The following is a 14981-nucleotide window of genomic DNA, read 5'->3' on the forward strand; positions in this document are numbered from 1 at the left end:
CTCCCCATGATTGACCGCGTCGTCGACTTCTCGGTTCGCAACAAGACCCTCGTCTTCGCCGTCGTCGCGATCGCGTGCCTCGCCGGAGTGTGGGCGCTCCGGACCGTGCCCCTGGACGCGATGCCGGACCTGGGGGACACCCAGGTCATCGTCTTCTCCCGATGGGACCGCAGCCCGGACGTCATCGAAGACCAGGTCACCTATCCCATCGTGAGCGCGATGCTGGGGGCGCCGCACGTGAAGACCGTGCGCGGCTACTCCGATTTTGGCTACTCGTACGTCTACGTCATCTTCGACGACGGCACCGATCTCTACTGGGCGCGATCGCGAACCCTGGAGTACCTGTCGGGAGTCCTGCCCGGCCTCCCGGAGGGAGTCAAGACCGAGCTCGGGCCGGATGCGACCGGCCTCGGATGGGTTTTCCAGTACGCCCTGGTCGACGACTCGGCCACGCACTCCCTCGCCGATCTTCGATCGTTCCAGGACTGGAATCTCCGCTACCAGCTGAAGTCGGTGCGCGGCGTCGCGGAGGTCGCCCCCGTTGGCGGGTTCACGCGCCAGTTCCAGGTCAACCTCGACCCGGGGCGTCTTCTCGCCTACGGGATCTCGGCGCGTCGCGTGGCGGAGGTGGTGCGAGAGGGGAATTACGAGGCGGGCGGGCGCCTGCTCGAATTCGGCGGCGCGGAGTACATGGTGCGCGGCCGGGGCTACGCGCGCTCCATCGAGGACTTCGGCAACATCGTCGTGAAGGCCAGCGAGGACGGCACGGCCATCCGGGTGAAGGACGTCGGCGAGGTGTCGCTCGGCCCCGACATCCGGCGCGGCGTCGCGGACCTGGACGGCAGGGGTGAGGTCGTCTCGGGGATCGTCGTCATGCGGAGCGGCGAGAACGCCCTCGACGTCATCGACCGGGTGAAGGCGAAGCTCAGGGAGATCGAGCCGGGGCTGCCGCCGGGCGTGAAGGTCGTCCCCGTGTACGATCGCTCCGAGCTGATTCGCCGGTCGATCGACAACGTGAAGCAGACGAGCCTCGAGGTCGTCTGCACCGTCGCGCTCATCATCCTTCTCTTCCTCTGGCACATTCCCAGCTCGATCATCCCGATCGTCACCATCCCGGTGGCGGTGCTCCTGTCGTTCATTCCCTTCCGGATGCTCGGCATCAGCGCCAACATCATGTCCCTCACGGGAATCGTCATCGCCTTCAGCGAGCTGATCGACGCCTCGATCGTGGTCGTGGAGCAGACGCACAAGAAGCTGGAGCTGTGGGAGAGGGACGGGCGCCGGGGAGACTACCGCGCCGTCGTGCTCGGCGCGGTGAAGGAGGTCGCCGGGCCCACCTTCTTCGCGCTCCTGGTGGTGGCGATCTCATTCCTCCCCGTGCTGACCCTGGAAGCCCAGGAAGGGCGGCTCTTCAGGCCGCTCGCCTGGACGAAGACCCTCGCCATGGTCATCGCGGCCGTCCTCGCCATCACCCTGGATCCTGCTCTCCGGATGCTCCTCACGCGGCGCGATGCATTCCGGTTTCGGCCCGCGTGGCTCGCGAGGCTGGCGACCGTCACGCTGGTCGGGAAGATCCGCCAGGAGGAGCGGCATCCGATCAACCGGGCTCTCATGGGGGTGTACGAGCCGATCGTCCGCTGGACCCTGCGATGGAAGGTGGCCGTCGTAGGCGCCGCGATCGCGCTCGTCGTGGCGACCGTGCCGGTTTTCTTCGCGCTGGGGTCGGAGTTCATGCCGCCCCTCGACGAGGGCGTCATCCTCTACATGCCGTCGACGATGCCCGGGATCTCGGTCGCGCAGGCCGAAGCGCTGCTCCAGGCTTCCGATCGCATTCTCGAGTCGTTCCCCGAGGTCGACCACGTGCTCGGAAAGGCGGGCCGCGCCGAGACGGCGACGGATCCGGCGCCTCTCTCGATGCTGGAGACGGTCGTCTCCCTGAAACCGCGCTCCCAGTGGCGGCACGTCTCCACCTGGTACTCCGAATGGGCCCCCGAGTGGGCCGCGAGACTCCTGCGGCACGTGACCCCCGACACGATCTCCCAGGATCAGCTGATCGGGAGGATGAACGCGGCGCTCTCGATTCCCGGGATGACCAACTCGTGGACGATGCCGGTCCGGGGGCGGATCGACATGCTGACGACCGGCTTGCGCACGCCGATCGGTCTGAAGATCTCGGGCGCCGATCTCGACGGGATCGAGGGGGTCGGGACCGAGATCGAGAAGCTCCTCCCCGGGGTCGTCGGCACGCGGGGAGTCTTCGCGGAGCGCACGGGCGGCGGGTATTTCGTCGACATCCGATGGAACCGCGAGCGCATGGCCCGCTATGCGCTGAGCATCGTCGACGTGCAGCGCGTGGTCGAGAACTCGATCGGCGGCGAGAACATCTCCACGGTGGTGGACGGCCGCGCGCGCTACCCGGTGAACGTACGGTACAAGCGTGACTTTCGCAGCGACATCGGGGCCCTGAAACGCGTCCTCGTGCCGGTGGGGGGGGAGCGGCGCGTGACGCTCGGCGATCTCGCGGACATCCAGGTCAGCCGGGGCCCCTCGATGATTCGCGACGAGGACGGACTCCTGACGGGGTATGTCTACGTCGATGTCGAGGGGAGGGACCCGGCCTCCTACGTCGCCGAAGCCGGAGAGCTGCTCCGCCGGAAGCTGCAGCTCCCCTCGGGCTGCTCGGTCTCCTGGAGCGGTCAATACGAGGCGATGCAGCGGGTCCGGGAGAGGTTGAAGACCGTCGTCCCGCTGACGCTGGCGCTCGTCGTCGTTCTCCTCTTCCTGAACACGCGCTCGCTCGTGAAGACGATGATCATCCTGCTCGCCGTACCCTTCTCGGCGGTCGGCGCGATCTGGTTCCTGTACGTGGCCGGATACAACATGAGCGTTGGTGTCTGGGTGGGGCTCATCGCCCTCCTCGGAGTGGACGCGGAGACGGGCGTCTTCATGCTGCTGTACCTCGACCTGGCCCACGAGGACGCGCGGCAACGCGGCCGTCTCCGCAATCTCTCCGAGCTGCGCGAGGCCATCGTGCACGGGGCGGCGAAGCGGTTGCGGCCGAAGTTCATGACCTTCGCCACGATGTGCATCGGGCTCTTCCCCGTCATGTGGGCCACGGGCACCGGGTCCGACGTCATGAAGCGCATCGCCGCGCCGATGGTCGGAGGGATCTTCACCTCGTTCATCCTCGAGCTGCTCGTGTATCCCGCGATCTACGAGATCTGGAGGGGCCGCCACGTTCCGAAAGACGCGACCGCGGGCGCTTTCCCGGCAGCGGGGCAGGAGGGCGGCCTGACGGCGGTGACGCCGTAGCGCCCGGTCCGGGCCGCGGGGCTCAGGCGGCGTAGCCCTTGAGCTTCGCCTCCTCCTTCACGTCGGCCGTGAGGTCGCGCGTGCCGATCTCGACCCCGACCTTCCGGAGGAAGTCGTTCGGCGGCGTGCCGCCGGCGAAGACCCAGGCGTAGTCGTTGGGGATCTCCTGCACCGGCCCCTTCACGTCGAGAAGCACGGAGGGCTGACGGAATTCGACCGGATTCGACTCGAAGATCACCCGGATCATCTTCTTCCGGATGCACTCCTCGATTCGCAGGGCGTTGCGCTCCTTGATGCGGCTGAACGCCTCCTTGCGGTACGACAGCGTCACCTGGTTCCCCTTCTGGTGGGCGAGTCCCATCGCGGCCTCGATCGCGCTGTCGCCGCCCCCGACGACCAGGATCTTCGCGTTCGTGTAGGCCTCGGCCTCGATCAGGCTGTACATCACCTTGGGGAGATCCTCGCCGGCGACGCCGAGCTTCTTCGGCGTGCCGCGGCGGCCGAGGGCGAGAATGACGCTTCGTGAGCGGTGCACTCCCTTCGAGGTCTGGACCGTGAAGACGCCGTCCCCGCCCCTGGTGATCTCCTCGACCTTTTCGTGAGTGCGCACGTTGAGATCGGCCCTCTTCGAGAGACCTCCCCAGAACGAGAGCAGCTCTTCCTTGGAGATCTCCAGCTTCTTGAACTTGCCGTACATGGGGAACTCAACGGGGCTGGTCATCACGAGCTTCTGGCGCGGGTACTTGGCCACCGTCCCGCCGAACTCGTCCTGTTCGACGGTCACGTGCGTGATCTTGTTCTCGATGGCGCGCAGCGAGGCGCTGATGCCGCCCGGACCCGCGCCGACGATGCAGACGTCGACGACACCGGGCGCCAGCTTCGCCATCTTCCCTTCCTTGATCCGCCTGGCGATGGTGTCGATGCAATCGCGCCCCTGGTTCACCGCGTTCTTGACCAGCGCCAGCCCGCCCAGCTCTCCGACGACGAACATGTTCCTGACGCTCGTCTCGAACTCCGGCGTCAGTCTCGGCAGGTCCGCCCCCATCGCGGGGCTGGCCATGACGATGGCGATGGCGCCGACCGGGCAGGCCTCGGCGCACAGCCCGTGACCGATGCACTTGTGGCCGTTGATGATGGAGGCCTTGCCGCCGATCACGCCGAGGACGTCCCCTTCCGGGCAGACGTCGGTGCACGCGCCGCAGCCGATGCACTGGCCTACGTCGATGTAGGGATGCTGGGCTTTCGGCCCCTCGGAGAAAAGTTTTCCCTTCTCGGCGCCGGCGCGCGCTAGCTCTTCCTTTTTCTTTCTGCTCCTGATGTGCGAGATCTCCGCCAGGACGAACACGAGCGCGAGGAGCACGTACGTCAGGCCGTTCATCATGTCCCGTCCATCCTTCCGCCTGGGGAGGGCTCCCGGGCCCCCGACCACTCCCTGCAATATGGACGACGTCCGGCGCGGCGTCCAAGGCGGCGCCGCGCCCAATCGCAGGGGGAAGCGCACCCCTTCGAAACCGGCGTCCGGCGCCGCGCCTCCGCACGCGATGGGGAAGCCCGTGAATCCCGGGTTTCCGCTCCTGCCGCAATGAACCGTCGAGAACCCTGAAATGCCGCACGACCCCGACATCGGACGCGGGCGGGCCGCAGGCCGCCCGCAGCCTGCCCGTCCGGAGGCTCAGTTCCGCCGCTGGTCGGCGTTGAGTTTCCAGTCGTAGTCGAGGAACTCGATCTTGATTCCGGAGCCCGCGGCGCGAATCGCGGCGGCGACGTCGGCGCGCGCGTAGGCGGCGACGAACTCGGGAATCGTGGTGGCGCGAGGCCGCCATCCCTCCGCCGTGAAGTCCTGCCCGTACCACTTGAAGTAGCTCGAGAGGTACAGGACGCCGTGCTCCATGCGCACCTGCCTCGGATCGGAGAGAAATCTCCTCGCCGCGGCGTCGAGCTGGTCGTCGAGGCGCGCGCCGTCCCACGCGACGGAGGCCAGCGGGGCGCAGGACATCGAGGCGCAGTTCACCGCGAAGTGGATCCGCGGGTCCTTGAAGAACGGGCGAAGGAGGTTGTGCTCAATCGCGTCGAGGGTGAGGTCGTGACCGGCGACCCGGTGGGCGCGCCTGTCCCAGACGCCGTCAATCTCCCGGATCGACGCGACGGACGGGTTGTCGAGAATCGACCGGACGGTCAGCGCGTTGTAGGCGTTGATGAGGACCGCCTCGAGCTGCGGACCGGCGAGCGACGACGGTTCGACCGACGCCACGCGCGCGAGGTACCCGTCCAGCTCCGCGCGGTGCTCCCGGAAGTACGCGTAGTCGACGAGGCCGTCGCGCGTCCCGGCGGCGAGAAGCCTCCCCCAGTCCGCGTGGTCGAACGAGGCGCTCCCTCTCTCGATCGCGGCACGCACCTCCGAAGCGATCTCCCCGGTCGCTGGAGCGCTGGCCGGAGCTCCGCACGCGGTCGCGAGGACGGCGACGAGCGCGAGGGAAGGGACGAGGGGGAGGGCGTAGCGGGAGCCGAGGAGCGGAGTCGGTCGCATTCCGGCATTCTAGGCCGGGACCTCCTCTTCGTCGCTGAGGTAGCGGATCTTGTACGCCGTGACCCGGTTCCTGCCGTTCTCCTTCGAGAGGTAGAGCGCCTGATCGGCGGCGCCGAGCAGCTCGTTCGTCGTCCGGCCGTCGTCGCCGAGCGTGGCGACGCCGCCGCTGATCGTGACCGCGCCGAGCGGCTGCGAGGCGGCGTTCGGGAATGGATGCGACTCGAGCTTGCGCCGGATCTTCTCGGCCATCGCGACGGCGTTCTCCTTGGTCGTGTTCGGGAGGACGACGACGAACTCCTCGCCGCCATATCGCGCCGCGGTGTCCTCCTCGCGGACCTCCCCCTTCACGAGGCCGCCGACCATGCGGAGGACCTCGTCGCCGGCGAGATGGCCCTGCGAGTCGTTGTAGTGCTTGAAGTGGTCGATGTCGAAGATGAAGACCGAGAGAGGCTGATCGTTCTGCTCCGCGTCGTGGATCTGCGTGCCGAGCTTCGGAAGGAGGTAGCGCTTCGTGAAGAGCTTCGTGAGCTGATCCGAGTTGGCCATGGATTCGAACGACGTGTAGAGCGAGTAGTTGAAGACGGCGAGCGAGCCGAGGTCGGCGACCATCTTGATCATGCGCTTGTGGTCGGAGGGCCGGCGCGAAATTCCGCCGACGCAGATGACGCCGAGGCACTCGTTCTCGTACGACATCGGAGCGATCAGCTCGATCGCCATCGATGGATCGAACGCGAGATCGACGTTCTGGCGCATGCGCCCGCCCGTCTGCTGGTGGAAGTCCTCCTTGTCCATCGTGACCTGGTGAGTCGCGACCCAGCCGATCATCCCGTCGGTCATCGTCATCCGCATTCCGAGCGGCACGCGATCTGGGACCCCCTTCTTGAACGCGAGGTAGAGGAATTTCTCCTCGCGGTTCGTGAAGAAGACAAGGATCTGCGATGGCTCGAAGATGTGCTCGAGGACGTTCGCGAGGAGGGGCGCGATGTTGCGCTTCTCGAGATGCGAGTTCAGCCGGCGCGCGACGTCGGGGAGCATGACGAGGAAGGCGGAGAGATTCTTGTTCTCGGCCTGGGTGCGCTGCATGGCGACGCTCATCTCGTCCGCGCGGCGCGACAGATCGTCCGCCTTCGCCTTGAAGGAGTTGAGATCGGGGGTGAGTCGCAGCCTCATCACGAACATGCCGAGCCCGGCGCCCACGACGAGGAGGAGTGCGCCCAGCAACAGGGTGAGGGAACTATCCATGCCCCAACCCTCCCGTTCGACTATGCACGTTCGCCCCTTTCAGATATGTCCCGTAGAAGCAAGGCCAGTATACCCGCGGGGCGTGAAGCCGGCAAACGGAACAGACTGAACCCGTTGGCCTATTCTCGGTATCGCAAGGCTCCGATTCCGGTCGTCGGGTTCTTCGGGGAGACCTCGAATCGTCACGGCGCCTTGACGAGGACGGATCGGCCCGCCATAGTTGCGCCCTCGAAACGCACGCTCCCCTGACCGCGGTCCCGGCAGGAGCGCCGGTGGACGCGCCTTCGCACTCATCGGATCGGCTGAAGGCCTGGCTTCTCCTCGGGCTCGTGACCGCCGGCAACCCGACTCGACGCGCAGAGTTTCTCGCCCGGTTTGGATCCCTCGAAGCCGCGGTTGCGGCCCCGCTGGAAGAGTGGGATCGGTTCGGTTTGTTGCGCCTCTCCGGAGGCAACGATATATTCGCGCCCGCTCGGCCCGATCCGGGCAGGAGCCGGGACGCATGGGTCGACGGGCAAAGGGCGGCGGCGGGTGCATGCGGCGCCGCCAGCGTCCCGTTGGACGACCCGCGCTACCCCGCATGGCTGAGAACGGTCCCCGATCCCCCGGCGCTGCTTCATGTCCTCGGCGCTGCCGAAGCGCTGTCACATCCGGCCGGCGCGGTCGTAGGCGCGCGCATCGCGACCCCGTACGGTCTCGGGGTCGCGAAGGCTCTGGGGCGTGACCTCGTGGTCGCGGGGTACGCCGTCGTCAGCGGTGGAGCCCGCGGGATTGACAGCGCTGCCCATCAGGGGGCGCTGGACGCGGGAGGCGTGACCGTCGCCGTCATGGGATCGGGCCTCGACGTGCCGTACCCGAAGGAGAACCGGAATCTGTTCGAGCGCATCGCGGTCTCAGGCGCCGTCGTCAGCGAGTTTCCGTTCGGAACCGGTCCACAGCCTCGCTTCTTCCCCTTCAGGAATCGCATCATCGCGGGGCTCGGGCACGGCGTCGTGGTCGTCGAGGGGGCGCGCGAGAGCGGCTCTTTGATCACCGCCCGTCTGGCAGCCGATTTCGGGCGCGAGGTCTTCGCAGTTCCGGGGCCGATCACCTCGTCGCTGAGCGACGGACCGCATGAGCTGATCCAGGCCGGGGCGAAGCTGGTGAGGCGCCTCGGGGACATTCTCGAGGAGCTGCCCTTCGCACCGGAAAGCCATGAGTTGCGGGGGCTTTCGGGCGATCCCGGGGATGGGAGTGGCGCGGACGGGGCCGCGGACATTAATAATGATGCCGTTCCCGGGGGCGCCGCCATCCTCGCGGCGCTCGATGCGCACCGAGGCAGCACCGCGGACGAGCTGTCCGCGACGCTGGGTCTGGCGCCGGGAGAGTTGTTGGGCTCGCTCCTCGAGCTCGAGCTGATGGGACGCATACAACAGTGGCCGGGCGGCCGGTTCGTCCGGAAGGTATGACGGAGAGAAGAGTGGCGAAAGCGCTGGTCATCGTCGAATCGCCCGCGAAGGCGAAGACGATCATGAAATTCCTCGGGGCCGGGCACGTCGTAAAGGCCTCGATGGGGCACGTTCGCGATCTCCCCAAGAACAAGATCGGCGTCGACGAGAAGAAGAACTTCAAGCCGACGTACCAGGTCCTTGCGGGGCGGAAGAAGGTCATCGACGAGCTCCGGAAGAGCGCCGAGACCGCCGACGCCGTGTACCTGGCGGCCGACCCCGATCGCGAGGGAGAGGCGATCTGCTGGCATCTCGCGCAGGAGCTGAAGTCCGTCAGCAAGAAGATCTACCGGGTCCTCTTCAACGAGATCACGAAGAAGGCGATCACGGCGGCGATGGCCAAGCCCGGGAAGATCGACGAGAACAAGGTCGATGCGCAGCAGGCGCGCCGCATCCTCGATCGGCTCGTCGGCTACAAGATCAGCCCGCTCCTGTGGGACAAGGTCCGGCGGGGCCTGTCGGCCGGGCGCGTGCAGTCCGTCGCGCTGCGGATGATTTGCGACCGGGAGAAGGAGAGAGAGGTCTTCAAGGCCGAGGAGTACTGGTCCCTGGCCGCCAAGCTCGCCGCGGGCGAGCCGCCCCCGTTCGAGGCGCGGCTCAGCAAGCGTGACGGCGAGAAGTTCGAGGCGAAGACCAAGCAGGAGATGGACCAGGTCCTCGCGGACCTCGCGGGTGCATCTTTCGTCGTCCAGGAGGTCACGGCCAAGGAGAAGAAACGCCATCCGGTCGCGCCGTTCATCACCAGCCGCCTGCAGCAGGACGCCGCGAGACGGCTCGGGTTCACCGTCAAGAAGACGATGATGATCGCGCAGGGGCTCTACGAAGGAAAGGAAATCGGCGATCTCGGCGCGGTCGGCCTCATCACCTACATGAGAACCGACTCGACGCGCATCGCGGACGAGGCGCTGTTGCAGGTCCGCGAGTTCGTCGCGAAGCGGTACGGGAAGGAGAATCTTCCCGACAAGCCGCGCGCCTACGCGTCCCGCAAGGGAGCGCAGGACGCGCACGAGGCCATTCGCCCGACCTCGCTGGAGTTCGCTCCCGAGGTGGTGCAGAAGCACCTCTCGAAGGACGAGTTCAACCTCTACCTGCTGATCTGGAACCGCTTCGTCGCGTCGCAGATGGAGTCCGCGATCTTCGACACGACCGCCGCCGACATCCAGGCCGGCCGGTACACCTTCCGCGCCTCCGGATCGGTCGTAAAGTTCCCCGGGTTTCTCAACGTCTACGACGACTCGCCCGAGGCGAAGAAGAAGGACAAGGAGGAGGAGGCCGAGGCGGCCGACGCCGCGCGCGGCGCCGACGAGGACGAGGCCAGCCGCATCCTTCCCCCCCTCGCCCAGGGGCAGAGTCTCCGCCGGCTCGGTCTCAAGCACGAGCAGCACTTCACGCAGCCGCCGCCCCGGTACAGCGAGGCGATGCTCGTGAAAGCGCTCGAGGAGAACGGCATCGGCCGTCCTTCGACCTACGCCAGCATCCTCGGGACGATTCAGGCGCGCGAATACGTCGAGAAGGACAAGGGACGTTTCATCCCCTCGGAGATGGGGCGCCTCGTGACCGAGCTTCTCGTCCAGTCATTCGGGGACATCGTCGACATCGGCTACACCGCTCGCCTCGAGGAGGAGCTCGACGAGATCGAGGACGGGAAGCTCGACTGGGTCGAGGCGCTGAAGGAGTTCAACACCAAGTTCACGAAGGACCTCAAGCGCGCGACCACCGAGATGCGGAACGTGAAGACCGAGGAGATCGCCACCGATTCCGTCTGCGAGAAGTGCGGCAAGCCGATGGTCATCAAGTGGGGCCGCTACGGGAAGTTCCTCGCCTGCTCCGGATACCCCGAATGCCGCAACACGCAGGAGATGCACCCGGCCGCGAACGGCGGGGAGCCGAACGCCGATGGGGTCGTGGCCGCGGCGCCCGCCGCGATTGATGAGACCTGCCCGAAGTGCGGGAAGCCGATGGTCCTCCGGAAGGGGCGCTTCGGCCCCTTCATCGCCTGCTCCGGGTACCCCGAGTGCAAGACCACCCGCCGCATCCAGGTGACCGAGAGCGGCAAGCTCGAGTCGAAGCAGGAGATCACGCTCGACGAGGAGTGCCCCAAGTGCGGGAAGAAGCTCGTCGTGAAGCACGGCCGGTTCGGCGAGTTCACGGCGTGCAGCAACTACCCGGAGTGCCGGTACACGAAGCAGAAGGACGTCGGCGTGCCGTGCCCGAAGGACGGAGGCCACGTCGTCGAGCGGCGGAGCAAGCGCGGCCGCACCTTCTACGGCTGCGACAATTACCCGAAGTGCGACTTCGTCCTCTGGAACAAGCCCGTGCTGCGCGCCTGTCCCAAGTGCCAGGCGACGTACCTGCTCGAGAAGAAGACGAAGCGCGACGGAGAGTTCGTGTACTGCTCGAACGAGGCGTGCGACTTCAAGGAGACGATCGAGCCCGTGACGGTCTGAGGTGAGATGAGGCGATCGGTCGCCGCCTTTCTTTCGTACCTCACGGACGAGCGCCACTACTCGCCCGCCACGGTCCGCTCATACGGCTCGGACCTCGAGCAGTTCAAGTTGTTCCTGGCCGGGCGGGGGATCGCGGCCGCGAGCCCTGGGTCGGTCGATCCCCTCGTCATCCGCGCCTTCCTCGGCTGGCTCCACGATCGCAAGGACGGCCGCGCCACGATCGCGAGAAAACTCTCCGCGGTGCGGTCGTGCTTCCGATATCTAGTCCGTGAGGGGAAGCTCGACGAGAACCCGGCGCGCTCCGTGAGGACGCCGCGGCAAGAGAAGAAACTCCCGAAGTTTCTCGACGAGGGTGAGGTGACGGTCCTTCTCGAGACGCCCGAGTCGAAGACGATCATGGGAAAGCGCGATCGCGCGCTCCTCGAGCTCCTCTACGCGACCGGGATGCGCGTCGGGGAGATCGTCTCCCTCGATCTCGCGGCCGTGGATCTCTCCGAAGGGACGATCCTCGTCCTCGGCAAGGGGAGCAAGGAGCGCCACGTCCTCTTCGGCGAGAAGGCGAAGGGCGCGCTCCTCGAGTACCTCGCGGCGCGTCGATCGTCACCCGCGCGCGCGGCGGGCCGCGGATCGGACGCCGTGTTCGTGAACAAGAACGGCACGCGCCTCACCGATCGAAGCGTGAGGCGGATGCTCGCAGCGCGCCTCACCGAGTGCGCCTCGAAGCACCGGATCTCGCCTCACGGCCTCCGCCACTCCTTCGCCACGCATCTCCTCAACCGGGGCGCCGATCTCCGGGCGATCCAGGAGCTGCTCGGCCACGCTTCCCTTTCCACGACCCAGAGGTACACTCACGTCAGCACGGAGCAGATGCTCCGCATCTACAACAAGTCGCATCCGAGAGCGTGACGCCGATCGATCGGAGAGCCGTGTCGTGGCCGAGCACCAGGAACTTCTGACGACGGCGATCGACGCGGCGCGCGCGGGCGCGGCGGTGATCATGGCGGCGCACCGATCCGGGGCCCGCATTCCGTACGCCGCCAAGGCGCGGAACGACTTCGTCACGGCGGTCGATCGGGAATCCGAGGCGGCGGTCGTCGGGGTCATCGCGGCCCGCCATCCGGATCACGCGATCCTCGCCGAGGAGTCGGCGGCAACGGACGGCGGCGGAGCCATCCGGTGGATCATCGACCCGCTGGACGGCACGACGAACTTCATCCACGGCTTTCCGATCTTCTGCGTCTCGATCGCGGCCGCGGTCTCCCGGCCGGGCAAGCCTTCGGGGGAGGACGTGGTTGCCGGGGTCGTCTTCGATCCGCTGCGGGAAGAGCTCTTCACGGCCACGAAGGGGGGCGGGGCGTACCTGAACGGCGAAAGGCTTCACGTGTCCGGGCAGCGGGAGCTGTCGGGCTGCCTGCTGGCGACGGGTTTCCCGTTTCGGGCGCAACATCTGCTGGCGAAGTATCTCAGGATCTTCGAGGATCTCCACGGCGCGACGCAGGGGATCAGGCGACCCGGCTCGGCGGCGCTCGATCTCGCGTACGTCGCGTGCGGCAGGGTCGACGGGTTCTTCGAGATGTGCCTGTCGCCGTGGGACATGGCCGCGGGATCGCTCCTGATCGTCGAGTCCGGAGGGGCGTCGCGGGAGTTCGAGGGAGGCGACGGCTATCTGGCCACGGGGAACATCGTGGCGGGGCCGCCGCGCATTCTCGAAAGCCTGCTCGCCATCATCCGAAGGCACTACCCGTGAGCGAAGGAGGGAATGGATCATGACCGGCGCGGAAGGCAAGGCGGATCACGAGAGGTTCCAGGCCCTCCGGATCTGGCGCTCCCTCGATCACGATCGCCGGCTGAAGGCGGCGGCCTCGTTCTGGAAGTCGCCCGTCGTGAAGCCCCCCGAGATCGACATCGCGGCCGCGCTCCTCGCGCAGTCGCTCCGCTTCCGGCCGCAATCGATCAAGTCGGCCCCCCTCCCGAAGCGCGCGTCGTATCTCGCCGGGTACGCCGCGATGCCGGATCACCTGGCCGCGAACATCCTCTTCGCGTACCACCTCGCGCACCAGATCCCGATGATGGCGCGCTTCCTCGATCTGCTGGGCATCGCCCACGAGGAGGGGCGCATCCAGGAGGAGACGCCGAAACAGAAGGTGGAAAAGCTCGGGTCCGCGGCGGCGAAGCTTTACGAGGAGTTCGACCCGCGCGACGTGACGACGTACCTCGAGACGCTCGTCAGCCAGGATGACGAGACGTGGGGCGCGCTCGCGGAGGTGCTGTCGGCACGCGAAAGCCACGGATCGAAGTCCTGAGGCGCTCGACCGCCTCCGGCTGGCTCGCCGGCTCCCCGTAGCGCGCGGCCTCGAACGACGCGGCCACATCCGCCGCCCCCGCCCGGCGCGCGAACTCCCCCGGGCTCACCGAGGGCTCGCGGGTCCATCCCGCGCGGGCGCATCGATGCTCGAAGGCGCGGAAGAGCACCGTCGCCGGATGATCCGAAAGCCCGGAGCGCCGTCGTCGCCACGCCCTGGACGCGCGGACGGCCGCCCAGCCCGCGGTCGAGACGGCCGCGAGCGCGGCGGCGAGCAGCAGCGTCACACCTCCGGCGAAGCGGGGGAGCCCGATCCATTCCGACATCCTCGACGCGAGCTGGCGCGTCTCGACGACGAGCGCCGCCAGCGTCAGGTCGATCCGGTCGCGGACATCCTCGAGCATTCCGCGCTGGTCCTCCAGATCGAGCCCGACGATCCACGTGTCCCAGGCGATCTCGCTCTCCTCGAGGAGGCGCTTGAGCCGGCCCGCGACATCCCACAGCGGGAGCGCCACTGTGTCCGGCGGCGTCGGATCGAGAGTCACCCATCCCTCGCCTGGAATCCACGCCTCGACCCACGAGTGCGCGTCGGACTGCCGCAGGATGGTCTGGTCCGTCAGCTCCGATCGCTCGCCGCCGTAGAAACCGTTGACGACGCGGGACGGAATCCCCTCGACGCGCAGGAGGATGGCGAGGGCCGTGGCGAAGTACTCGCAGTGGCCGGGGCGTTTCTCGATCAGGAAGTGGACGAGCGGCGACGCGACGGCGGCGTCGTTCACGTCCAGCGAGTAGGCGTAGGAGGCGCGGAGGTGGCTTTCGAGCGCGCGCGCTTTCTCGATCGGTGCCCGCGATCGCCGTGTGACGTCCCGGGCGATCCCCGCGATCCGAGGATCGAGGTCGGGAAGCTGGAGGTAGGCGGCCGCCCGCTCGGGGGGTGCCTCGCCCGGCGGCGTGCCCTGCGGCCCGCGCCGCGTGAGGCTGTCGACGGCGTATTCGAAGCGGTGTGAGGACGACGCGGTCGCGAACAGGCTCCCGGTCCCGTCCATCTCGACCCCGTCGAATCGAGGGAGGGAGACGCTCACGACGCCGGGAGGCGTGAAGAGGACGTGCGCGTCGAGGGGCTCGAGGATGACGCTGAGGTGGAGCCGGTCGGGCCCGCGCCTCCCGCCCCGCGAGTCGAGATCCGGATCGACGATGTACGTTCCCGCCCTGTCGGCCTGGAGCCAACGGCGCCGCGATCCGCTCACGCTCCATGTCCGCCCGTCGTATCGATCGAGCGCGATCCCCCGCATCCGCAGGGGAAGCTCCAGCGGAACGTTTCCGGCCGCCGCCACGCGCATCACCGTCGCGTGGCTCTTCTTGATGCTGCCGATCGAGCCCAGCTCGATCCGATCGGAGAAGCCGGTGAGGCTGCGCCGAAGCGTCGTACGCGAGGCCTCGCGGAAGTACCCCGTGCCGTAATGGGGGATGACGAAGAAGACCGCGAGGCCGCAGCCGACGACGACCGGGGCCGCGGCCATCGTCAGGCGCGCGAGCGGACCGCGCAGGGCCGGAGCCGGCGCTGCCGGGGAGAGCGGCCCGGCCGGAACGCCCCGCTCCGAGACGTTGAGCGCGGCGAGGGTGTACGTCGCGGCGACGAGGTAGAGCGCCATCCACATCGAGAA

10 protein-coding genes are annotated in these 14981 nt (G+C 67.6%); 6 read left to right on the forward strand and 4 right to left on the reverse strand.

All coding sequences use genetic code 11. The features are described 5' to 3' along the window. Positions 1–6 precede the first annotated feature (6 nt). A complete protein-coding gene (locus HY049_11985) occupies positions 7–3312 on the forward strand; it encodes an efflux RND transporter permease subunit (protein MBI3449620.1) in 3306 nt (1101 codons plus the stop codon). Positions 3313–3334: 22 nt separating this feature from the next. On the opposite strand, the gene HY049_11990 is transcribed toward HY049_11985, so the two are convergent. The 3 genes from HY049_11990 to HY049_12000 form a co-directional block, all read right to left on the reverse strand. Then, on the reverse strand, positions 3335–4693 hold the full coding sequence (locus HY049_11990) for an NAD(P)-binding domain-containing protein (protein MBI3449621.1): 1359 nt from the start codon (positions 4691–4693) through the stop codon (positions 3335–3337). A gap of 291 nt (positions 4694–4984) precedes the next feature. Beyond that, positions 4985–5839 carry a DUF547 domain-containing protein gene (locus HY049_11995; protein ID MBI3449622.1) on the reverse strand — a complete coding sequence of 285 codons (855 nt, stop codon included), beginning with the start codon at positions 5837–5839 and terminating at the stop codon, positions 4985–4987. Positions 5840–5848: 9 nt separating this feature from the next. After that, the gene (locus HY049_12000; protein MBI3449623.1) at positions 5849–7081 is read right to left on the reverse strand and encodes a diguanylate cyclase; all 1233 of its coding nucleotides are present in this window, start codon (positions 7079–7081) and stop codon (positions 5849–5851) included. A gap of 557 nt (positions 7082–7638) precedes the next feature. Here HY049_12000 and dprA point away from each other — a divergent pair. Genes dprA through HY049_12025 form a run of 5 tightly spaced genes read left to right on the forward strand, consistent with a single transcriptional unit; the run spans position 7639 to position 13318 of the window. Further along, positions 7639–8529 carry a DNA-protecting protein DprA gene (gene dprA / locus HY049_12005; protein ID MBI3449624.1) on the forward strand — a complete coding sequence of 297 codons (891 nt, stop codon included), beginning with the start codon at positions 7639–7641 and terminating at the stop codon, positions 8527–8529. Positions 8530–8540: 11 nt separating this feature from the next. After that, positions 8541–11015 carry a type I DNA topoisomerase gene (gene topA / locus HY049_12010; GenBank protein MBI3449625.1) on the forward strand — a complete coding sequence of 825 codons (2475 nt, stop codon included), beginning with the start codon at positions 8541–8543 and terminating at the stop codon, positions 11013–11015. Positions 11016–11021: 6 nt separating this feature from the next. Next, the gene (gene xerC / locus HY049_12015) at positions 11022–11921 is read left to right on the forward strand and encodes a tyrosine recombinase XerC (GenBank protein ID MBI3449626.1); all 900 of its coding nucleotides are present in this window, start codon (positions 11022–11024) and stop codon (positions 11919–11921) included. Positions 11922–11946: 25 nt separating this feature from the next. Next, on the forward strand, positions 11947–12762 hold the full coding sequence (locus HY049_12020) for an inositol monophosphatase (protein ID MBI3449627.1): 816 nt from the start codon (positions 11947–11949) through the stop codon (positions 12760–12762). A 19-nt stretch (positions 12763–12781) separates the two neighbouring features. Next, entirely contained in the window at positions 12782–13318 is a 537-nt protein-coding gene (locus HY049_12025) for a hypothetical protein (GenBank protein ID MBI3449628.1), read from the forward strand. On the opposite strand, the gene HY049_12030 is transcribed toward HY049_12025, so the two are convergent. Continuing rightward, a partial coding sequence (locus HY049_12030; GenBank protein ID MBI3449629.1) for a DUF3488 domain-containing protein occupies positions 13242–14981 on the reverse strand: 1740 nt, incomplete at its 5' end. The two genes, HY049_12025 and HY049_12030, sit on opposite strands and share 77 nt — an antisense overlap.

This window comes from Acidobacteriota bacterium (genome assembly GCA_016195325.1).
Classification (GTDB): domain Bacteria; phylum Acidobacteriota; class Polarisedimenticolia; order JACPZX01; family JACPZX01; genus JACPZX01.

Bases quoted from the DNA above. Each gene is read 5' to 3' on its own strand.
- xerC (MBI3449626.1), top strand. From the start codon at position 11,022: ATGAGGCGATCGGTCGCCGCCTTTCTTTCGTACCTCACGGACGAGCGC.
- HY049_11995 (MBI3449622.1), bottom strand. From the start codon at position 5,839: ATGCGACCGACTCCGCTCCTCGGCTCCCGCTACGCCCTCCCCCTCGTC.
- HY049_11985 (MBI3449620.1), top strand. From the start codon at position 7: ATGATTGACCGCGTCGTCGACTTCTCGGTTCGCAACAAGACCCTCGTC.
- HY049_12000 (MBI3449623.1), bottom strand. From the start codon at position 7,081: ATGGATAGTTCCCTCACCCTGTTGCTGGGCGCACTCCTCCTCGTCGTG.
- HY049_11990 (MBI3449621.1), bottom strand. From the start codon at position 4,693: ATGATGAACGGCCTGACGTACGTGCTCCTCGCGCTCGTGTTCGTCCTG.
- HY049_12025 (MBI3449628.1), top strand. From the start codon at position 12,782: ATGACCGGCGCGGAAGGCAAGGCGGATCACGAGAGGTTCCAGGCCCTC.